We start from the raw sequence: 21,040 nt of genomic DNA, 5'->3' as shown, positions 1-21,040 counted from the left end.
GGGGAACGTGGGGTGGCCGGGACTAGTCCAGGTTGACCGCGTCGCAGTCGGCCCTGAAGGCGGACGTGCAGATCTGCTTGACGGTGTAGATGCCGTCGGCGATGACCGTGTCCTTGATGTTGTTCTTGGTCAGCGCGACCGGGGGCACCAGCTGGGCGGGGATCTTCTTGGTGGTCGGGGAGTCGACGCTGTCCTTGGCGAGGGCGTCGAACTCGATGCCGCGGCCCTGGACCTTGGCGACGGCCATCTCGGCGGCGGCGCTCGCCTGCAGCGGGAACGACTTGTACACGGTCATGTACTGGTCGCCCGCGAGGATCCGCTGCACGGCGTCGAGGTCGGCGTCCTGCCCGGTGACCGGCGGCACCTTGGAGACACCGGCGGTCTTCAGCACGTCGATGACGGCACCGGCGATACCGTCGTTCGCGGCGTACACGGCGTCGATGTTGTCGGCCCCGAGCTTGGCGACGGCCTTCTCCATGTTCGCCTTGGCGACGACCGGGTCCCAGTCCTTGGTGTCGAACGACTCGGAGATCGTCACCTTGTCCTGGAGCTCGGAGAGCGCGCCGTCCTTGAACATGGCGGCGTTCGGGTCGGTGGGAGACCCGTTCATCATGACGATCTTGTTGGCGGCACTGTCACCCAGATCCTCCACCAGCGAGCGGCCCTGCACCTGCCCGACGAGCTCGTTGTCGAAGGAGACGTAGCCGTCGATCGGGCCCTCGGCCAGGCGGTCGTAGGCGATGACGGGGATGCCCGCGTCGTCCGCCGTCTGCACGGCGGGCGCGATGGTCTTGGAGTCCACGGCGTCGACGATGATGATGTCGACCTTGTCCTCCACCATCTGCTCGAGCTGGCTGTTCTGGGTCTCCGGGTCCTTCTCCGCGTTGGCGTACTTGGTGACGCCCTTGTTGTCGGTCAGCTCGGCGATCTTCTTCTTGATGTTCGGGTAGTCGAACTGCTCGTAACGCTTCGTGTCCTTGTCGGGGAACAGCACGCCCACCGTGATGTCGTCGCCCTTCGTGGGGCTCGCCTCCACGCTGCCGCCGGCGTCCATGACCCCGCAGGAGGCGAGGGAGAGGGCCGCGGCCGAGGCGGCGAGGGCGGTGGCGGTACGGCGCAGAGCGGTGGTGCGACGACGTATACGAGTGCTGGGGGTATTGCTGGTGGTACGGGCGTTCACATCAAGGGCCTTCCGGGCGTGGACGCAGCAATGCGTCCCATATGGCTGAAAGCCAACGCGGTGATCACCTCAGCGTCAAGGACTAATCACTTAACGAGATGACAACAGCCTTGTGTGGTCTCGGTGTGAAGAGGGTAAAGCAAGGGACCATGGGTGTCGCCGCTCGCCTTCACCTGACACGAGCCAACGGCCGCCGCCCCGGCCCTCATCGCCCCCATGACCGTCGTACGGCCGGACGTTGGGGGCGATGAGGGCCGGGGGCGTCGGTGGTCGAGGTCGACGGGTACGGGGTGCCAGGTCAGCGCCATGACCTGGCACCGCCGGAGCGGACGCGATCATGCCGACGGAGACCGGGATCACTTCCGATCCCGGCGTCCCGATGTCGTCCCTCCGGTCCATGACCCGGGGACCGGCGGGTGGCGGACCTCACGCGGGCGGCCGGCCCACTGTCCTCGGCCCGCTCTCCTCGGCCCACTCTCCTCGGCCCCGCCTCGGCCCACCGTCTGCCTCTGCCGTCTGCCGTCTGGCGTCTGGCGCCTGCCGTCTGGCGTCTGGCGTCCGCCGTCTGGCGTCTGGCGTCTGCCGTCTGGCGTCTGGCGTCTGGCGTCTGGCGTCTGCCGTCCGCTATCTGCCGCGCCGGTTGGGTTCGGGGCCGCTCGGTCCCTGCGGAGGCGTCGCCCGGCCGGGACCGGGGCGCGGTCCCTCGGCCCCCGGCGTCTGCGGGGTGGTGGGCCTGCCGGTGCGGGGGGTGCTGCGGGAGCGCGCGGCTGCGGCCGAGGGGGACGGTGAGGCCGACGGAGGGGGTGAGGCCGACGGAGAGGGTGGCTGCGTTGCCGACGGGGTCGTGGGAGCCGACGGGGTCGTGGGAGCCGACGGGGTCGTGGGAGCCGACGGGGTCGTCGGGGGCGCCTGGGGCGCCTGGGGCGACGTCGAGGGAGTCGTCGGCGGAGTGGGCGATGGTGCCGTGGGGCCCAGCTGGACGGCGGCGGCCGGCGTCAGCAGGGGGCGGGCCTGGTCCTCGATGCGGGTGAGTCTGTCCGGCCACTCGGGGCCCAGTGTCCGGGCGGTCTCGCGCAGGCGCAGTTGGGTGGTGACGAAGGAGTCGCTCTCGGCGGTCGTCCACGGCCGGCCGCGTTCCGTGGCGAGGGCCTGGCGCAGATCCGGCGGGCCGGTCCAGTTGCCCGTGTCGTCGAGGGAGTTGCTGTAGCGGGGCTTGCTCTCGCCCCGGCGGTAGACGCTCGCGAGGTCGGCGAGGGCTCCCCGGTCGACGCGGTCGGCGAGTTCGAGGATGCCGGCGTAGGACTCGTCGGCGTTGGACTGCACGGTCAGCCGCCCCTGGCCCCGGTCGGCGAGCTGCTCGAAGTACCGGTTGACGATGCCCTGGTTGCTCATCGCCTGCGGCACCCCCATGAACAGGGCCTCGACCCGCGCGCCGGAGTCCCGGTAGGCCCGCATCTTCTCCTCCACGGCCCGCGCGTTCTGCGAGGTCTCCTGGATGATCGCGTGCAGCCCGTGCTCGCGGACGTACGCCTCGGCCTGGGCCATCCAGGCCCGCCCGTCGGCGCGGGTGTAGGCGGCCATCAGGGTGTCGTCCTGGGCCATCAGCCGGGCGTACTCGGGGTGGTAGGGCTTGTAGAGGTCGCTGTCGACGTCCGCGAAGCCGCCGTGCCGGTCGAGTACACCGGCCACCATCTCGGTGACCCTGCTCTTGCCCGCGCCGGGCTGGCCGACCAGGAACACCACGGTGGGCGTCTCCTGCCCGACGCGGCCCGCCAGGAGGTCGGGGACGATCCGCTCGCGGAAGATCCGCTGGTTCTCGGCGTCGGACAGCCGGTGCCGCTCCACCTCGGCGGGGTCGATCGCACCCCCGGACGGGTTGGGCGCGCGCCCGGAGGGGCCGGGCACGCGCTCGGACGGGTCGGGCAGGCGCTCGGACGGGTCGGTCATGTGAGGCTCGCCAGGATCTCGCGGGCGAGCTGTGCGTAGCGTGAGCGGGCCTCGGCGATCTGCTCCCGGTCGGCCGAACGCAGCCGCTCACGCTCCTTCGCCAGCCGTCCCTGCTCGGTGCGCGCGGCCTCGATGACGGCGGGGTCGGGTGCGTCCTTCGCCTCCTCCGCCGCGATCCGCGCGCTGTAGGCGCCGACCGCCCCGTTGACGGCCTCGATCGCCGCCTCGTACGCCGCGGTCTCCTCGTTCGACCAGTCGTGCGGCTCCAGGTCGTGGGTCACCGAGATGCCGTTGTTCGGGGTGGTGTCACGTGCGGTGTTCCGTGGAGCGCCCTGTGGAGTGTCCCGTGCGGTCATGTGTCCCTCCGGTGTCCCGGTGTCCAGTGGTCATTGTGGGGGACGGTGGACGAGGGGAGTCGGGTTCCCGGGAACTCGGAGGGCGACGCGCGGGGTTGAGGGGGTCCCCGGCGGCTCAGCCCTCGGTCGCCCACGCCCGCAGCAGGGCCTCCCGCTCCTCGCGACGTGGGGTGCCCTCGGCGGCGTGGGCGCGGCCCCACTCCGCGAGGGTGTCGACCTGCGCCGTACCCGCCACCAGGCGCTCCAGCAGGGCGACGGAGAGGTCGTACTCGGACTCGACATAGCCGCCGAGGGAAGCGGCCGACTGTGCGTTCAGTTCGACGGTCCTGTCGGCGGTCTCCAGGTGCACCTCGAACGCGGCCGCGGCGTCACCGCCGCCCGCGACGGCGTTGAGGACGAGGTCGACGGCCGTGGTGGCGAGCAGTCGGGCGCCGGACCGGATCCGTACGTACCGCACGGCGACCGACCGGATCTCCGACCAGCCCCACACGGCGCTCTGGCCGGTCCCGAGCCCCTCCACCCAGTCCCGCGTCAGCCGCACCCCATCCCCGTACCCCTCCGGCTGCGCCCCGACGTACACCCCACCGTCCTCGGCGATCCAGAACAGTCCGACCATGGCCATGAGTGCCTCCCCGACAGCTGCGTACGTGTTTCTCCTGATGAGACGTCATCCCGCACCGGACGGTTCAGCGCCCCAACGCCGTCCGCAGGGTCACCCCGTGCCGGACCCGCAGACGCCGTACCTCCCACACGGACAGGGCCGTCACCGTCAGCGGGCCGCCGAGGATAAAGGAATACGGAACGGCCGGTGTGTGGGTGGGTTAGTACGCCGAGCCGCCTTCGGCTTTCGCTCCATGCTCACCGAAGGACCTGCTCGCACCGATTCCGCCTTGTCCGGTTCCCTAAAGCGCGGTGTGAGAATGTGAGTTACTTGATCAGTCGTGAAGGAGAGCCGGGATGAGCGGCCAGATGCAGCTTGCCGACGCTTACGACATCGTGTATTCGGCGGCGGCGCGGATGATGTGGATGCAGAAGAGCCGTGTGTGGCGCCTGGACAGCCCCGGGGGCGGGTGGCCGGAGGAGCGCCGGGAGGCGTGGCGGGAGCTGGAGGCGGCGCTGACCGTCTCCGAGGGACCCGAGCCGCAGGCCGGCGAACCGTCCGATCCCGTACGTCATTTGATCTCCCGTCGGGCCGCGGGCCCTGTCGACCGGCCGATCACTTTCGCGGAGGCGGTCGCGGAGTGGACGACCCGGATGGTCGAGGATCCGGGTCCCTACGAGCCCCGGATGGAGCCCTATCCGGACGACTACCTGGTGCCGGGGCGGGCGGTGGTCGTTCAGGAGGGGCACATGCTGGTGCTGACCGGCCCGCTGAGGGACCTTGTCCACCGGATGGCGCCGGGCCGGCCTGCGGTGACGATCGCCGGAGAGACTGCGGAGCTGAGCCGGCTGGTGCACCTCGCGGCCGACGAACTGCGCGCGGCGGTCGGCGAACGGGTGCCGACTCCGCACCCTGTCGGTGCGGTTGGCGTGGCACGGGTGTCCCGTCGGCCGTCCGACGTGAACGACTTGCAGGCTCGGTACGAGGTACTGGCCCGGGCGGCCTGGCGTGCGTCGGAGAGCCTGCCCAGCCTGAAGTACATGCGGGAATCCATGGATTTCTCGGTGAGTCCCGATACGTCGATCGCCGCTGAGGACCTCCAGAACCTGCTGGCGGGGAGGTCGGGCCTGTTCTGGCGGGAGGAGCACGAGTCGATCGATCCGAACGTGCATGTGACTTCCGGAGTGGACTGGCCCGACGACCGGCCGGTCGCCCGGCTGATCGCGGAAGAGGCCAAGGACTTCGAGCGCAGCGCGTCGGCGGGACAGCGGCTGCGGCCGAGGGCTCCGCACGCCGGCGAGCGCCGTTTCTACCGCGAGAAGGGAGAGTTGGAGTACGTCGCGATCTCCGCTGTCCGCGCGCAGATCCTCGCGGAGATTCTGGACGAGTACGCGGCGAGGATTCACCCGGGCGCGCACTCCGGCATCATGCACTTCTCCGCCTACGACTTGACGGATTTCATCACCTCGGAAATCGGCCGCGAACTGCGCGAAACCGTCGGCTTCTGACACGAGATCATTGATGGCTGGAGATTACGGGGGATCGGTGGCTGAAGCGCGTTACAACATTCTCGTTGTGTCGGACAACAGCGGCAGAGGCGAGGGAGGTGTGGAGGTATTCAACCAGGAGTTGTCCGAGGCTCTCGCTCGTCGGCACAACGTCACTCTGTTCACGGCCAACCCCGACATGCCCCGGCATGACGGCATACAGCAGGTGGTGACGACGCGCCCGCCCGTTCTCGACTTCGGGTCCGGGGCGGAAGGTACAGCGACCGAAATGGAGCGGCGGGACTGGATCAAGTATCTCGCCGGTCAGGAGCCAAGGCAGTACGGGTTGCAGGATCCGGCGAGCCGACCGTACGACATCATCATCGCGCACTCGCGCTTCTCCGGGCCGGCCGCTGCCGAACTGCGTGAGAACTGGTACCAGGACGCGCGTCTGGTGCACTTCCTGCACACAAGCCCCGAGCGGCTTCCCTTCGTCAAGGGTTTCGCGCCCGAGAAGGCTGAATACAAGGCTGCCAGGGACTCCGCGATCGAACGTGCCGCCATGGGGCGTGCGGACGTCGTGGCCGGAGTCGGTCCACTCCTGTCGGAAGTGAGCAGGGGGCTTTCCGCACAGGGCGTGAACGTTCCGCATTCCCACGAAGTCATCCCGGGAACCCGGGTTCACGATCCGGTCCAGCACGACCCCGCGCCGGAGACACTGAACCTCTTGGTCATGGGGCGGGTGGATGACCCCCTCAAGGGTGTGGACGACGCCGCAGAGGCAGTGAAGCTGCTGAACAGGGCCGGCACCTCCGTCCATCTCACCGTCCGCGGTATCCCCGACGAGCAGGTGCAGAAGGCGTGGGACGAGCTACGGAGACTCACCGGTGGCAACGTCACGGTCAAGCCCCGTACGAGCAGCGCGACCGAGCTCGACGAGGACATCAGAGGCTCGCATGCGGTGATCATGCCCTCGAAGCACGAGGGGTTCGGCATGGTGGCGCCCGAGGGGCTGGCTCATGGTGTTCCCGTCCTGGTGAACGAGGAGAGCGGCGCCGCGCAATTCCTTCAGGATCCCGATCGGGTCCCGCCGCGGATCGGCGGGCCGTGCGTGGTGGCCGAGCCGACCGACGGCAGTAGCCGCGTCCAGGCGTGGATGACGGCGATCGCTCAGCTCAAACAGGACCTCCCGCAGCGCCAGGCCGGTGCGCTGCACCTACGGGAGACTCTCCAGCAATACACCTGGGAGCACGCCGCCGAGGCCACGGTCCAGGTGGCAATGGGTCAGACGCCGCTGCCGCGCCGGGACCCCAGGGCCCTGCTCACGGCGCAGGAGCGGGATCTGGTCCGCACGGTGCAGGGGCCGAACGGGCAGTTGCTCAGGCCCGATGCTCCGGAACAGTCACCGCGGGCGCCGGGGCCGGCGCAGACCGAGGTCGGTGTGCGGCGCGACGGGCCCCAGCATGAGCATCGGACGACCGGGACTCCGGTCCCTGTGTGGCAAGCGGGTTTGGCGCAGAACCAGGCCGGGGCCGAGAGTGCCCGCGCTACCGCCCCGCCCGGGAGCCAGACACCCCTGTGGCAGGTCGGCCTTCCCCAGAATCAGCCCGGCACCGGGGGCCCTCGTACAGCCGCCCCGGCCGAGAACGCGACGCCCTTGTGGCAGGTGGGCGTCTCCCAGGATCCGCCCGCCGCCGGGAGTCGACACGATGCGGCTTCCCCGGGGCGCGGTGCCGGGGAGGGTGATCCGGGACGGCCCGGGGGCGTGCGGCAGCCGCCACCGGATCTGTCGGGTCCCCGTGACGGCGGAATCGAAGTGTGAGGTGCGGGCCGGGGCGGAGGTGCTGCCCCGGCCCAGCGTGTAGGTGAACGTATGGGCCCGGGAGAGGCGTTGTCGCCGAGGTACTCCTCGGGGGCGGAAACACTCCCGGGCCCGGACCACCGCCAGGGTGCTCCGGGCCCGGTCGCTCAGCGCGCCAGGGCCGTACTCACCGCGCCCCGGGGTCGTACTTCCGCAGCGACTCCTGGACCTCGCGGGCGTACGGGCCCTCCCACCACGGGATGGTCTCGACGAGGACCGGCTTGGTGCCGGAGGCGAGGACGAGGGCGCGGCCCGGGGGCATGGCGCCGAGGTCGGAGACGCCGAGGACGCGTTGGCGGCTGACGGACTCACTGACCGTGCGGTTGCCGCTCCAGCCGCCGAACTCCGACTCGCGGCTCGCCTGGTACTCGCGCTGGTCGTACTCGCCGGCCAGCTCGCTGAGGTCGCCCAGGAAGCGGGTGTCGGAGACACCGCCGCCGTAGACCCGGATGTTCGCGGCGGACCACAGCTTCTCCATGCCGCGCTCGCCCCACACCTCGATGCCCTGCGCCCAGGACTGGAGGATGGTCATGAGGATGATGCCGCGCGAGCCGTAGTGGGAGTACAGGTCGGGCAGGGTGCGCCAGCGGCAGACGTTGGCGGCCTCGTCGAGGACGCCGACGAGGGGGAGCGCGAGGCGGCCGCCGCGCTGGGTGGTGGCGTACTCCTCGGCCGCCTCGACGACGGCGACGGTGAGCGCGGTGACGAGCGGCCCGGCGGAGTCGCGGCCCTCGCGGGAGAGGGAGTACAGGGTGCCGGCGGTGCGGACGAACGCGTGCGGGTCGAACTCGGGCGCGTTCGGGTCGGCGGGCGGCGTCACCCAGCGGTTGACCTCCGGGTTGACCAGGCAGGACGCCATCTGCTGGGCGACACCGTAGATGCCGCTGCGCTGCTTGTCGGGGGCGGTGAGGACACCGTTCAGGCCGTCGGCGGCCATGACGTGCCCGGCGCCGCGCAGGATCCGCTCGGGGGTGTCGTCCTTGGGGTTGGACAGCCAGGTGTAGAGCTGCGTGATCGGCATCTTGCCGCAGGCGGCGGCGAGCAGCAGGTTGGCGAGCAGGTCCTGGCCGGCCGGATCGAAGAAGGCGTCCGTGGAGGCGTTCGCGTCCCGGGACCCGCTGGCGAAGTGGTCGGCCATCTTCCGGGCCTTGGCCACGTCGGTGACGTACGACAGCGGGTTCCACCACCAGCTCGGTGTCTCGGCGGCGACCTGCTGCGGGTCGAAGACCCAGACGGGTCCGCGCGCGGAGCGGGGGCCGCGGGTGGAGTCCACGATGTCCCGCTTGTTGGAGGTGACGAGGACGGCGCCGGGCCCGTCGAGGATGGCGGGGACCGCCCGCCGGGTCGTCTTACCGGTCCTGGGCCCCCAGATGTCGACGTGCATGTCCTCGTACGAACCGAACAGCGGCTGCCTGCCCTTGACGGACCGTCCGATGAAGACGCCCGGGGTCCGCGCCATCACCCCGAGCCGCTCGGCCGTGGCCGCCGCGCCCTTCATCGTCAGCTTGCCCAGCTCCTCCCCCTTGGCGAGGTGCCGCGCCGCCCCGTCCACCTTCGGCTTCTTCTTGAACCGCTGGACGACCCGGTACGCGGCGGTCCCCAGGATGCCGAGCAGCACGGCCTCGCCCGCGGCGACGGCGCTGGCCGGTGAACCCGGCCAGTTGTAGTCGCCCTTGACCATGGCGACGACGAACGTCAGCGGGTTCGACGCCGGCGCCGGCGCGTCCGCGAACGGCGCGCCGATCCTCGCCGCGAGCCAGGCCCCGACGACCCCCAGGAGCACGATCGCGACCACGATGACGATCTCCATCGTCCAGTCGTCCTCGGCGCGGGGCTTCTTCTGCTGTTCTGCGGTCACCCGCGGGTCCGTCCTTTCTGGGGGTGGGGGTCGGGGCTGCGGTCGCCCCGGCGCCTGCCGCGTCTACGGCTTCTCTTCCGCGGCTACTGCTTGCCTTCCGGGGCGAAGACGAAGAGGTCCGCCTGCGCCAGCACCGCGTAACCGTCCGTCGTGAACTGGAGGGGTTCGGCGTCCGCGGTCAGGTTGGCAACAGGATCCGGGGCGAGGTCGGAGGCCAGGACCTTCTTGGTCTTCAGCTCCAGCGCGGTGATCCCCATGGTGTCGACGGAGCCGTAGAGGACGCCCCCGGCGGTCAGCCCCAGGGGCGTGATGATGTGCTCGTCCTCTTCCTGCCGCCACAGCTCGGCGCCCGTCTCCGTGTTCCAGGCGACCGCACCGCCGCCGAACTGGGTGACCACGGTGCCGCCGTCCGGAGACAGGACGGTGCTGCCCCAGCCACGGGACTTCTGGTCGAGGTCCTGCTCCGGCCCTTCGGCGATCAGCCGGCCGGTCCCGAGATCGACGACGGTCAGGATCTCGTCGTCCGCGTCGTCGCCCGGCTGCTCCCAGGCGAGGATGCCCTTGTCGTCGGTGAGCGGGAGGAGTCGCACCTTCAGATCGTCGGAGTCCTCGACATCGGTGAGGGCGGCCGGGCGGTCGACATCCTCCAGGTTCCACAGTTCCTTGCCGGTGAGGCGGTCGCTGACGGACAGCCGGCTGCCGCTGCCGTCGACCACGGACCAGGTCGAGACGGCACGGTAGCCGAACCCGGCACCCAGCGGCGCCTGATCGATGCCCCGGTCGCGGACCTCGACGGGGGCGCCGCCGCCGATGGGGGTGTATGTGTCGCTCTTGTACGCCTCCTTCGTCAGCAGATGGCCCGCCTCGACGGTCAGACCGGAGCCGTCCTCACCGCTGAGGGTGGAGCTGCCCAGTTCCTTCCCGGACGGCGCGTACATGGTGTACGTCGTGGTGATCGAGGCCTTCTTCAGACCGTCGCCCTCGACCACGTCACCGGAGACGACCAGGAGCGCAGGGGAGCCGTCCTTCCACTCGGAGATCTGCATGAACTGGTCAAGGGCACGGTCGCGATCGCCCTGCCACTCGGCCGGGACCGTGACATCGACGGTCCGGCGGACCTCGCCGGTCGCCGGGTTGTAGAGGCGGGCCCGGAAGCGGCTCTCCGTCGTCTCTGCCGGGGACGACTCCGACAGGTCTTCGGTCAGGACCACGGCGTCCCCGAGCACACAGGTCTGCGCGTCGAAGTTGACGACCTCGGTGGCGGCGGCCTCGGCCGGGTCGTCGGCGCAGCCCTTGAGACCTCGGCCGTTCAGACTCCATGCCGGTTCCGCGGACAGGCCGGGCAGTTCGGCGCCCTCGTAGGCCGGGCCCGTCCCCTTCTTCGCGGAGGAGGACGCCTTGGGCTTCGCCTTGCCGGTGGCGTCCGCGTCCTCGGGCTCGGTGTCTGCGCCGCAGGCGGTGACGAGCCCGAGGGACAGGATCGTCCCGGCGACCAGGAACGTACGGGTCTTCGTCAACTTGCTTGCTCCGTGGGGTCCTTGATGCCTGGGAGAGGATGAGTACGGGGTGTACGGGGTGTACGGGGTGCGTCTCACGCGTCCTCCGTGCCGGTCTTGCCGTCGCCCTCGACCGCGTTCGTGCCGGCCGGGATCGGCACGCGGTAGACGCCGGTGATCTCGTCCTGGACGTCCCAGGTACTGAAGGAGACGGACTTGCCGGGACGCGGGGCGTGGATGATCTTCTTGGTCTTGGGGTCCCAGACGATGCCCACGTGCCCGGAGAAGCCGCCGCCCTCGGGCCGGAAGAAGATCAGGTCACCGGGCTGCGCCTCGGACAGCGACACCTCGTACTTGCGGAGCCGGGGTTCCTGATCACGGGTCGTGGCACCGATGTTGATCTTTCCGTCGCTGGCCATGTAGTACGCCCACTGCGTGAGGCTGGAGCAGTCGAAGCTGGTCGGGTTGCGGCCCTGGAGACGCGGCGCGCCGTACACGTACGGGACGCCGATGCCGCGCTGCGCCCAGCCGAGGACCGCCCGGATGACCGGGTCGTCGGAGTCGGGGAGGACACCGGAGGCGCCGGCGCCGTCGGGGGCGACGGCGGCGCCGCCGTTGTCCTCGGCGCACTCCTCGTACTGCGCGTTCCGGCCCTCGCTGCCGCTGTCGCCGGGGACGGTGCCGTAGTCGGGGTTGGCGGCGACCCGGCCCGCCATCCACGCCGCGGGGTCAACCATGCCGGGGCCCTGGTCCTGACCCCCGACGAACGGGTTGTCGACACCCGGGACGAGGACCTCCCAGTGCAGGTGGGGGCCGGTGACGTTGCCGGTCGCGCCGATGGTGCCGATCTGGTCACCGCGCTTGACGGACTGACCGACGGACACCTTGATCGAGGTCTGGTGAGCGTAGAGCGTGATGACGCCGCCCGCGTGCTGAAGCTTCGTCATGTTCCCGTACGACCCGCCGGGGCCCGCGGTCACCACCTTGCCGTCGGCCGGGGCGTAGATCGGAGTGCCGGTGGGGGCCGTCAGGTCGAGGCCGGTGTGGTAGCCGAGGCTCCACATATTGCCCTGCTTGTGGTAAGGCGTACCCATTTGGTACGTGCCCTGCTTCATGGGCCACTGCCAGTCCTTGCCACCGGGTATGGGCTTGGCGGCGGGGAGGGCGAGGGTCGTCGTACCGGTGGAGTACGCGGCCAGGGACATCGCGGTGGTGGTGTCGTCGCCGACGTCGTCCAGCGGCGGTGTCGACCACGAGCGGGCCGGGGTCGCGGCGATGCTGAGGGCCCGGCTGGGCTGGGCGCCGTTGCCGACCGGCTCCGGGATGTCCGACTGCTTGCCCAGGGTGGGGAAGCCGGGGTTCTTCTCGATCGTCTCCGCCAGGTGGGCGTACCAGCGCTTGATGAGGTCCTTGTCGCCGGTGAGCACCCCGCGGTAGCGCGCGGACTGGGTGAGGACGACGCGCGGGTAGATGCTGTTGGAGGAGGACGAACCGGAGTAGATCTGCAGGGCTTTGAAGGGCTGGGTCTCCGCCTTCTTGGCGTGCAGGAAGTTGGCCGCTGCGTAGGCCGCGTCGTCGATGTTGTACAGGTCCTTCTTGCCGTCGCCGTTGCCGTCGTCGCCGTAGTCCGTCCAGGCCGGCTTCCCGAACTGCAGGATGCCCATGTAGCCGAGGGAGTTGGCGCCGCCGGGCGCGGCCGACGGGTCCTGGCCGTACTTGGTCTCCTGGTACATCTGCCCGGCGATCATCGTCCAGTCGAGGCCGTCGTAGCGGGCGGCGGCGCGCATCGAGGCGAGGATCATCTTCGGCGGGATCTCGTTGCGCGCGGTCGTGCTCGGCATGTACATCTTGCCCGCCGGCATCACCGGGTTGGTGGCCGCCGCGTCGTCGGTGTTACCGGCCTCGGCGTTGTCGGCGTAGTCGTCGCAGGCCGCCGCCGCGGCTCCCGCGCCCATACCTCCGAGGAGCGACCCGAGAAGGACCAGGACGAGGGTGCCGACCCCGGCCAGGGGCAGAAAACCGACGCCGGCGGCTATCCACAGCCACTTCTTGTTGCCGTTCTTCTTGCCGCCGCCCGAGCCGTTCTTGGCCTGGGCCACCGCCTTGGCCGCCTTGGCGACCTTCGCCGCCTTGGCGGCGGCGGCCAGTACCGCCGGAGCAACCATCGCGCGTCACGCCCCCGAGTCGTCGGAGGCGCCCACGTCACCGAGGCCGAAGATGTCGAATCCCGAGACGACCCACTTGCCGTTGACCTCCTGGACGCTGACCAGCCACTGGTTCGACTCAGTGGTGGTCTCGCCGCCCTCGGTGCGCGTGGCCTTCACCTCGACCAGGCTGGAGATGGAACGGCCGCTGTCGCGCACCAGGTCGTCCGAGATCACCGCGTCGCGCTCCACGACGGCGGTGCCCTTCGAGGTGCACTGTCCGGCCTGGCAGGTGGCCCACGCCTTGCCGGTGGGCAGCACGGTCAGCTCCTTCATCCGCGCGTCTTTCACGGTGAGGTCGAGGAGCGGGGCCTGCCAGGCAGCCGACTTGGCGGTGTGGTCGTAGGTGTTGATGCCGGCCATGTACCGCGTCATGACCTCGTGGGCCTCGGCGGCTTCGGCGACCGAGACGATCGGGACGGTCGCCGCGCTTTTGCCCCCGCCCGCCGTGTCCTCGTCGGAGTCGGAGGTGTCCTGTCCACCCGCCCCCGTCCCGCCGCTCTGGCCCGCAGTGGCGGTGGGGGCCGCCGAACCACCGTTCTCGTCGCTTCCGTCGTCTCCGTCGAACACGGTGAACACAGTCAGGACGGCGATCAGGAGAACGCCGAGCACTCCCAGGGCCAACAGCCCTGTGCGCTTGTTCTCCTCAGGCAACTCCACGCTCCCGCGCCTCCCCTTGTGCTGAGCCGGTACGGCGGTCGACGGGTGACCGGGACACGGTAGGGGGAGGTGTGGGGAGGGGTGTCGGGGGAATTCCCGGCGGGGAAACCACGGGGCGGCGTCGGGACAGCGTGGGAATCCGGCCGGTGGACCGGGCGGGTGCACCCGCCCCGGCCGACGCCCCTGCGTCACTCCTCCTCGACGGGCTGAGCCCACTACACGGCGGTGCCGTACGCGATGTAGCGGGGATCCCCAATGGGCCAGGTCACCGGATGTATCGAGACACCCATCTCTCCGTGGGCGCCGAGGGCACGCGAGTACGTGTGCGGGGCCGTCACTCCGGCCGCGGATCCACCGGCAGCGGATCGAACGGATAAGCCGTGTGCCCGTCCTTGGGTGAACACGCCGCGAACGGGCCCGAGTCGGCGTCCATCAGCACTCGTAGATGCGGGTCGGCGTGGTGGAGCCACCACGTCGACATGCCGAGCGCCGGGTCCTGACGCAGGTGTTCCCAGGCCAGCCAGAGCGCGGAGAGCCGGGCGCCGGCCTCTGGGTGCTCCCACCACTTGGGGCACCAGGTCGCCGACGAGCCGTTGACCCGGCGGCGGACCATCTGGGCGAGGTAGTCGGAGACGAAGACGTAGACATCCGCGAAGTAGAACTCCGGCTGCTCGGAAGGTGTTTCGGTACCGCTCATCGCTCCACTCCTGCGGGCTGCTGTGGGGGCCGGGCGACGGACGGTCAGGTCAGGATGATGCCGAGGAACAGCAGCACGACCACCACCGCGCCCATCACGATCCGCGCCGTCGGATCCTCTCGTTCCCACAGGTCGTGGACGAGGGCCCAGCCGGTCAGCCGGGCGGCGCGACCGCCGTGGAGACCGGCGGCCTGCCCGTGCTGCTCCTCGTCGGCGTCCACGCCGTCTTCCGCGGGCGCCCCGGTCTCGGGGTCGGCGTCGAAACCGACCGGCAGCCCCTGCTGCTCCTGGGCCACCAGGACCATCTGCTCAAGGAGTTCGGGGATCGTGTGCGGGGTGAGGGGGTAGGTGAAGGTGCCGTACGGCGTCTCCATGCACAGCCGCGCCTGCCAGGGGTTGCCGGGCTCGTAACCGTCGACCCAGGCCTGGTCGGCCTGGAAGACCTGGGGAGTCTGCGGGGCTTGAGGGGGCTGCGGGACCTGGGGAGCCGGTACCGGGGCTGGAGCCGGAGCGGGCGCCTGCTGGACCGGCGGGTTCTGCTGGGCCGGGGCGCTCTGCTGGGGAACGTCCCACGTGCGCGGGTCGGGCTGCGGCTGCTGCGGGTGCCCGTTGTGGTCGGTCAACTCTCGTCCTTCGCCGGGTCCATCGGATGCAGGGGTTCCGGGCGTCGTGCGTACGGCAGACGTGCCCAGCGCATTGTGGGCCCAAGGCGGGGCAGGACAGCGAGCCCGCTTTCCCGTCATGTCCCTGACGGTTCTCCCGGCCGGTTTCCCGAACTCGGCACCGGCGGGAATTCCTGGTCTCCCGACGAGGAAAGTGGCGGCGGTCCCGTGACAGGTCTTTGTCACACTGCCTGCGCACCTGGCTGGGCCAGGGCCCGTCGTGCGGTGCGGTCGTGACCCGCCCAGGCGGACGGGGAACCGACTCGCTGGAGTAACCGACTCGATGACAGACCACAACAGCCCTGCTGGCGCGGTCGGCGGAGGCCAGCCTTCCGGCCAGCCCGGGTCCTTCGGTCCTCCCCAACAGCCCCAGCAGCAGGCATGGCAGGCGCAGGGTCAGGGGCAGCACCCCCCTGCCCCGCACCAGGCCCAGCCGGCGACCCCGCAGGCCTCCCACCCCCAGCCGCAGCAGCTTCCCTCCGACGCGGCCCGCGCGCAGGTCGCCGCCGCCTGGGTGCGCAACACGCCCCAGGCCGGGCAGGCCGCCGTACCGGCGCTGCCGCCGCGCGAGACGCGCCCCGCGAGCGAGTCGAAGAAGGAGAAGCGCGAGCGGGAGCGGGCGGCCCGCAAGGCCGCGTACGAGCAGAAGAAGGCGGCGAAGGAGCAGCGCAAGAAGGGCGGCTCGGCATCGGCACCCGCCGCGGTCGCCCCGTCCGCGCCCCACGCCCCCGGCCCTGCGACCGCACCCCAGGCTCCCACTCCCGGCAACTCCACGCTGACGCTCAGGACCGGGGCCGCCGGCGCGGCCGCCGCCCCCGCCTCGGCCCCGGCCACCCTCGCGGCCGGGCCTTCCACTTCCGCCCAGGGCTCCGGCAGGCCCGCACCCGCCCGCGACTTCAACGTCCCCAAGCCCGGCGGCCGGATCCCCGCCGGTGGGCGCAGTACGCATGTCGCGCTCCGCGCCACCCTGCTGATCACCACCTGTGTGTTCGCGCTGGGCTCCTGCGGTGTGATGGGCCTGGTCATCGGCAAGTCCTCGACTCCTGCGACCGCCGGGCTCGACCCCGCCGACGCGGCCAAGTACCGACTCACCGAGTTCCCGACCCGGCAGGCGGCGACGTTCGCGGAGCAGTACGCGATGCTGTGCATGACGTACTCCCCCGAGACCGCGTCCGCGCGCCGCGACGACCTCGCCCGTTACACCTCCGCCGGCGTCGACGGCGAGTGCGGCTGGGACGGCAAGGGAACGAGCAAGGCCGTCTCCGCCACCTGGGACGGAACCGCCGAGACGCTGCCCGAGTACGGCGACAACGGCCGCTACCTGGGGGTCCAGGTCCGCAGCGAGGGCGGCAAGCTCACCACCCTCACCGTGCCCGTCTATGTGAAGGACCTCGCGACCGGCGAGGGCATGCGCGTCGCGGGCGACGTCGGCCAGATGCCGTTGCCGCCCCGCGCGGACGTGCCGCCGGTCGACCAGGACGCCGAGGTCGTCGACGACACCTTGTCCGACCAGCTGCGGGAGCAGGTGCTGCCGGGTTACTTCGAGGCGTGGGGCGCGTCCGACACCACGGCGATGGCCCGTTTCACCACGTCCGACGCCTCGCAGGCCGCGACCACCGGTCTGTCCGGCGAGCTGACCGACCCCACCGTCAGCGAGGTCGACGCACTGGTGCCGTCGAACGTCCAGGGCACCGACCCGTACACCTACGGCAACGGACAGGCCGTACAGCTCCGGGTGGTCGTCGCGTGGACCGGCCCGGCGGGCGGGGCCGTGAACCGCTCGTACCGGATGACCGTGGTGAGCACGGCACAGGGCTGGTTCATCAAGGACGTCCGCGGCGGTGTGCTGGACGCGGAGGGCGGCCGGGCCGACGTCGACGAGGAGACCGCCGCGCCCGACGAGGACGAGGACGCGGCGTCCGACGACGACACCGCGCCCGACGAGGGCGATGCCGTCTCGCCGTCGGGTTCACCGTCCGCCTCCAAGTCTCCTCAGTCCTCGAAGGACAAGCAGTCCGACAAGTCCTGACCGGCACCACGTCCCTCGCTCCACAACGCTTCGCACTCCCTGATCGAGAGGAACCACCCGTGTACCTGGCAGCCACCCTGGATTCGATGTTCGGAGAGATCCAGGACATCCTCACCAACGTGGGCACGATGGTCGCCGTCATCGCCCTCCTCGTCCTCGGCATCCGCATGCTGCTGTCGATGAAGCGCGGCGACGGTATGCGCGAGGCCTTCCAGGGCTTCGGCATGATCGCGCTCGCCGCCCTGATCATCGGTGGTGCCAGCGGCCTCGCCGGCGTGCTCATCGACCTCGGCAGCCAGATCGGCGGCGGGGAGGGCGGCCAGGGCAACTGACGCCCGACGCACCGTCAGCCGCCTTAGTAACGAGGGGAGTCAGCCGCGATGGCCCAGGATGCACCCGAGCCGCTGGTCGCATACGACCACACCGATCTGGTCAACCGCCCCAAGCGGATCTGGAACTGGGGCAACATCCCGCTGCCCGGCCTGTTGCTGCCCGCGCTGGGGGCGGCCTTCGGCTTCGGCCTGGTCTGGCTCATCGCGCTGTTCACGCTGTCCGCGTTCCTGCCGTTCCTCGGCATGTCGATGTGGACGTCGATCCTCTACTTCGGGCCGCCGTTCGCCGTCTACTTCGTCTGGGGCCGGCCACTTCCCTCGGCGCTCACGCTGAGCCAGCAACTGGTGGTGTGGACCGACTGGTGGTTCCAGCCCAAGCGGTTGCAGGGGCTCTCCGCCGACCAGGAACCGGAGGAACTGCGCTGGCAGGTCATCCTCTGGGCCCCGGGTTCACCACGCTGGCAGGCCCGTTACGACGCCGCACGCCAGGCGGCGGCGGAACGCGGCACTGCGTTCTCCGCGCACCGCTGAGCCCGCACCACCCCACCCGACTCCACCGCCGCCGCATCACCGCTGACCACCCCGGTCAGCCCCTGACTCACCGCAAACCGACCTCGATTACCGCAGGGTGACTCCTCCATGTTCATGATGATCCTTCTGGGCGGGGCGGCCGCCTTCTTCGTGGTCGCCATGATCATGGCCGCCTCGTCGGGCAAGAAGCAGGGCCAGGGCGGGGGCGGCAATCGTGCGTCGTCCTCCCGCTCCAAGTCGTCCGGCTCCTCGGCCTCCGCCCGCCGCGAGGACCTCCGCCTCCCCTACCGCTACGCCGACGACATGATCTTCGTCCACGGCGACTCGGTGTGGACGGGCCTCGTCCTGCCCACCGCCATCGACGAGTACCTGAACGCCGGCGAACTCCAGGCGATGGCCGAGGGCCCGCCCCGCGGTCTGCTCAACCTCGCCCGCGGCGACCGCAACGTCGAGTGCCACTACCGCAAGGTGTACCAGCCGATCACGGCGCTCACCTGGGCGGAGGACCTCAACGCGGTCGCCTGGGACCCGACCGACAACTACAAGGCGTACAACCTGCGCAAGGCCGAGTACCAGGAGCGCATCGGCGCCAAGCGGGAACGCAACATCCTGCTGGTGAAGCTGGGTTCGGTGAAGCGCACCGGTGGTGGTACGGGCGTGATGTCCCAGGACGACGAGCCGCACGACGACGCCGGTCTGCTCAAGGGCGTGAGCGGCGCCGCCGACCAGGTGACCGCCACCGCCACCGGTGTCGCGGACGAGTACCTGTCCCCGACCGTGGTCGCCGAGTGGACGCAGGTGGCGGCCGAGGTTCACGAGAGCCTGGAGAACCTCCACGGCACCCCCCTCACCCGCGAGGAACTCGTCTGGCTGATCCGCAAGCCCCTCCACGGCGACCTACCCGTGCCGCCCGAGCCGGTGCTCGGCTCCCGCGCGTGGGGCCCCAACGCGTTCGACCTGGTCGTCGACTTCTCCGGCGAGAACCGCAAGACACACATCGTCCTCAACCAGTACGACGAGGTCACCGGCGAGCAGCAGACCAGCTACACCACCACTCTCGTCGCCGCCAACTGGCCCGCGGAGACCCGCTTCCGCCAGTCGACGGCGTGGGCGCGCTACGCGGCCCAGCACGTCGACTTCCCCGTCGAGATCGACATGCGGTTCACGCTCATCCCGTATCTGAAGTTCAAGGACCGCGCCGACAAGATCCGCGGCAACCTCGTCGACGAGATGAACGACATGGCCAACTCCGGGCGCAGCCCGGACACCAAGCTGGCCCACCAGGTCACCCGCGCCCAGGAACTCGTCGACGACATCGAGGAGCACAAGATGCCGGGGATGGAGGCGCAGATCCGCTTCACGATCTCGGCTCCGGACCTCAAGGAGCTGGAACGCCGCCGCCGCGTCCTGGAGATGCAGTTCAAGCAGGACCTGAAGGTCACCCTGCTGCGTCCGACCCGTCAGCAGTGGCGTCTGCTCCAGTCCCAGCTTCCGGGCGACGCACCCAAGTTGCCCATCGCGCCGTACATCCGCCTCCAGGAGGTCGAGCAGCTCGGCGCCGGACTCCCCACGGCGGGCACCGAGTTGGGTGACAACCCGGAGCATCGCTCCGGCAAGCGCCTCGGCTGGGTCGGCAACCTGGTGGGCTGGGCGGGCAAGATGCCGGTCCACTACTCGCTGCACGTGGGCCCGGCGCGGAATGACGGCGGTGGGCTGGCGATCGTAGGCGCCTCGGGTGGGGGAAAGTCGTCGTTGGCCCTCCAGAAGTTCTACGAGGAGTCCGAGTCCGGCGTCCGTTGCCTGGTCATCGACCCCAAGACCGACTTCGCCCAGCTCTGCTACTACCTGGCCTTCGGCTCCCAGGTGAACGACCCGGCCTTCGCGAGCGACGCGGAACAGGGCCTCCTCGGCACTCCGCAGAGCAAGTTCCAGCCGGTCAACCCGGAGTTCTGGGCGGAGACGGAGGTCGTCGACCTCCTGAAGGGCCAGGCGGGCGTGCTGGACCCCTGGGTCATCGCCCGTGACGTCCCGGCGGGCCGCCTGCTCGCCGAGTCGATGCTGCGCGGCTTCCTCGGCGACGAGGACTACCAGCGCGTACGCCTCCCCGTCATCGAGGGGATGGCCACGGTCATCGGCCGCTACAACTCCGCGATCCGCCAGGCGGTCGACCAGGGCCTGACGGCACGCGACGCCGACGCGCAGGTACCGCGGCCGACGCTGTGGCAGGTGGTCGACGAGGTCGTGGCGGCGTACGACCACGCCATCGCGACGAACGACCGTGAGGCGGCGAAGGATCTGAAGCTCGCGCAGATGCTCCTCACCGAGCTGCGCACGCTCCCCTACGCCCGGCTCGCCTTCGCCGAGCGCCCGCAGTCGCTGTCCAGCATGCGCAAGCGCCGTACGGTCATCACCCTCCGCGGCTTCCAGTCGCCCGCGGCCTCCGACCCGCGCAGCTGGAACCCGGCGGAACGCCTCGCGGCGACGGCCCTGATGGCGGTCGTGGAGCTGGGCAGCCAGATGCTCGACGTCGGCTACGAGAAGAACCCGGTGACGGGCGAGATCGGCCTGCGCCCCAAGGCGCTGTTCGTGGACGAGGCGTACGTCGTCACGGCCACGGAGTCGGGCCGCGACCTGATGCGCCGCGCCCTGAAGCAGGGTCGCTCGTATCTCGCGGTCACCGTCCTGATCACCCAGCAGGCCATCGACCTCGTGCAGATCGAGGACTCCGAGGCCCGCAGCGGTGGCGCCAACCAGATCCACACGGTCTTCGCCTTCAAGCAGAAGTCCGCACAGGAGGCCTCCCTGGTGGCCCCGCTGCTGGGCCGCCCCGAGAACGACCAGAAGGTCATCGCGGCCCTCCAGGAACTCCGTACCGGTGTCTGCCTCCAGCGGGACGCCGACAAACGTGTCGGCACGGTCGCCGTCGACCTGGTCTTCAAGGAGATCCTCGCGGCCACGGACACCAACGGCACGACCCGGCCGGCCCGACAGGGCATCAACCCGCCGCTCAGCGTGTGGGACTGGACGTTCCTGCAGGAGGTGGAGGACGACCCGGCACGGCCGACCGCGCCGGAGACGGCCGCCCCGGAGACAGCCACCGTGTGACCTCCCGCCACCCCGTCCGCCGATCCCCCCACCC

The 21,040-nt window shown here is 70.5% G+C and carries 16 protein-coding genes; 6 read left to right on the top strand and 10 right to left on the bottom strand.

Features of this window, described 5'->3' with window-relative positions; all coding sequences use genetic code 11:
• Nucleotides 1-22: 22 nt before the first annotated feature.
• From OG272_RS27365 to OG272_RS27350, 4 genes are all read right to left on the bottom strand, one after another.
• Nucleotides 23-1,180, bottom strand: a complete 1,158-nt coding sequence (locus OG272_RS27365; RefSeq protein WP_326579798.1) for a substrate-binding domain-containing protein — start codon at nt 1,178-1,180, stop codon at nt 23-25.
• Nucleotides 1,181-1,804: 624 nt separating this feature from the next.
• Complete coding sequence (locus OG272_RS27360; RefSeq protein ID WP_405895120.1) at nt 1,805-3,127, bottom strand: zeta toxin family protein; 1,323 nt, start codon at nt 3,125-3,127, stop codon at nt 1,805-1,807.
• Complete coding sequence (locus OG272_RS27355; protein ID WP_326579802.1) at nt 3,124-3,483, bottom strand: hypothetical protein; 360 nt, start codon at nt 3,481-3,483, stop codon at nt 3,124-3,126. Before OG272_RS27355 ends, OG272_RS27360 begins: the two co-directional genes overlap by 4 nt.
• A gap of 115 nt (nt 3,484-3,598) precedes the next feature.
• Nucleotides 3,599-4,105 carry a hypothetical protein gene (locus OG272_RS27350; RefSeq protein ID WP_326579803.1) on the bottom strand — a complete coding sequence of 169 codons (507 nt, stop codon included), beginning with the start codon at nt 4,103-4,105 and terminating at the stop codon, nt 3,599-3,601.
• Nucleotides 4,106-4,440: 335 nt separating this feature from the next.
• Here OG272_RS27350 and OG272_RS27345 point away from each other — a divergent pair, with 335 nt between their 5' ends.
• Both OG272_RS27345 and OG272_RS27340 read left to right on the top strand, forming a co-directional pair.
• A complete protein-coding gene (locus tag OG272_RS27345; RefSeq protein ID WP_326579805.1) occupies nt 4,441-5,592 on the top strand; it encodes a hypothetical protein in 1,152 nt (383 codons plus the stop codon).
• A 37-nt stretch (nt 5,593-5,629) separates the two neighbouring features.
• On the top strand, nt 5,630-7,393 hold the full coding sequence (locus tag OG272_RS27340; RefSeq protein WP_328223738.1) for a glycosyltransferase: 1,764 nt from the start codon (nt 5,630-5,632) through the stop codon (nt 7,391-7,393).
• 166 nt (nt 7,394-7,559) lie between these two features.
• Here OG272_RS27340 and OG272_RS27335 read toward each other — a convergent pair whose 3' ends face one another.
• The 6 genes from OG272_RS27335 to OG272_RS27310 all read right to left on the bottom strand — a co-directional run bounded on the left by OG272_RS27335 (nt 7,560) and on the right by OG272_RS27310 (nt 14,970).
• A complete protein-coding gene (locus OG272_RS27335; RefSeq protein ID WP_327728491.1) occupies nt 7,560-9,290 on the bottom strand; it encodes a TraM recognition domain-containing protein in 1,731 nt (576 codons plus the stop codon).
• 83 nt (nt 9,291-9,373) lie between these two features.
• The gene (locus OG272_RS27330; protein WP_327728492.1) at nt 9,374-10,807 is read right to left on the bottom strand and encodes a PQQ-binding-like beta-propeller repeat protein; all 1,434 of its coding nucleotides are present in this window, start codon (nt 10,805-10,807) and stop codon (nt 9,374-9,376) included.
• Nucleotides 10,808-10,881: 74 nt separating this feature from the next.
• A complete protein-coding gene (locus tag OG272_RS27325) occupies nt 10,882-12,951 on the bottom strand; it encodes a peptidoglycan DD-metalloendopeptidase family protein (protein WP_328223736.1) in 2,070 nt (689 codons plus the stop codon).
• Between the two features lie 6 nt (nt 12,952-12,957).
• Nucleotides 12,958-13,650 carry a hypothetical protein gene (locus OG272_RS27320; protein ID WP_327728494.1) on the bottom strand — a complete coding sequence of 231 codons (693 nt, stop codon included), beginning with the start codon at nt 13,648-13,650 and terminating at the stop codon, nt 12,958-12,960.
• A 334-nt stretch (nt 13,651-13,984) separates the two neighbouring features.
• Nucleotides 13,985-14,347: a DUF4913 domain-containing protein gene (locus tag OG272_RS27315; RefSeq protein ID WP_327728495.1), complete on the bottom strand. Its 363-nt coding sequence runs from the start codon at nt 14,345-14,347 to the stop codon at nt 13,985-13,987.
• A 44-nt stretch (nt 14,348-14,391) separates the two neighbouring features.
• Complete coding sequence (locus OG272_RS27310; protein ID WP_328223734.1) at nt 14,392-14,970, bottom strand: hypothetical protein; 579 nt, start codon at nt 14,968-14,970, stop codon at nt 14,392-14,394.
• 322 nt (nt 14,971-15,292) lie between these two features.
• Between OG272_RS27310 and OG272_RS27305 the strand changes: the two genes are divergently transcribed.
• From OG272_RS27305 to OG272_RS27290, 4 genes are all read left to right on the top strand, one after another.
• Nucleotides 15,293-17,038 (top strand): conjugal transfer protein, encoded by a 1,746-nt coding sequence (locus OG272_RS27305; protein ID WP_327728497.1) that lies wholly within the window; start codon nt 15,293-15,295, stop codon nt 17,036-17,038.
• 59 nt (nt 17,039-17,097) lie between these two features.
• Nucleotides 17,098-17,370: a TrbC/VirB2 family protein gene (locus OG272_RS27300; protein WP_327728498.1), complete on the top strand. Its 273-nt coding sequence runs from the start codon at nt 17,098-17,100 to the stop codon at nt 17,368-17,370.
• Nucleotides 17,371-17,418: 48 nt separating this feature from the next.
• Complete coding sequence (locus OG272_RS27295) at nt 17,419-17,901, top strand: hypothetical protein (protein ID WP_327728499.1); 483 nt, start codon at nt 17,419-17,421, stop codon at nt 17,899-17,901.
• A gap of 108 nt (nt 17,902-18,009) precedes the next feature.
• Nucleotides 18,010-21,006: an ATP-binding protein gene (locus OG272_RS27290; RefSeq protein WP_405895118.1), complete on the top strand. Its 2,997-nt coding sequence runs from the start codon at nt 18,010-18,012 to the stop codon at nt 21,004-21,006.
• The last annotated feature ends 34 nt before the right edge of the window (nt 21,007-21,040 follow it).

Origin of the sequence: Streptomyces sp. NBC_00104 (genome assembly GCF_045160825.1) — a bacterium.
In the GTDB taxonomy this organism is placed as follows: domain Bacteria; phylum Actinomycetota; class Actinomycetes; order Streptomycetales; family Streptomycetaceae; genus Streptomyces.
Note: the sequence above shows the minus strand (reverse complement) of the source record. Positions and strands in the feature narration are given on the sequence as shown.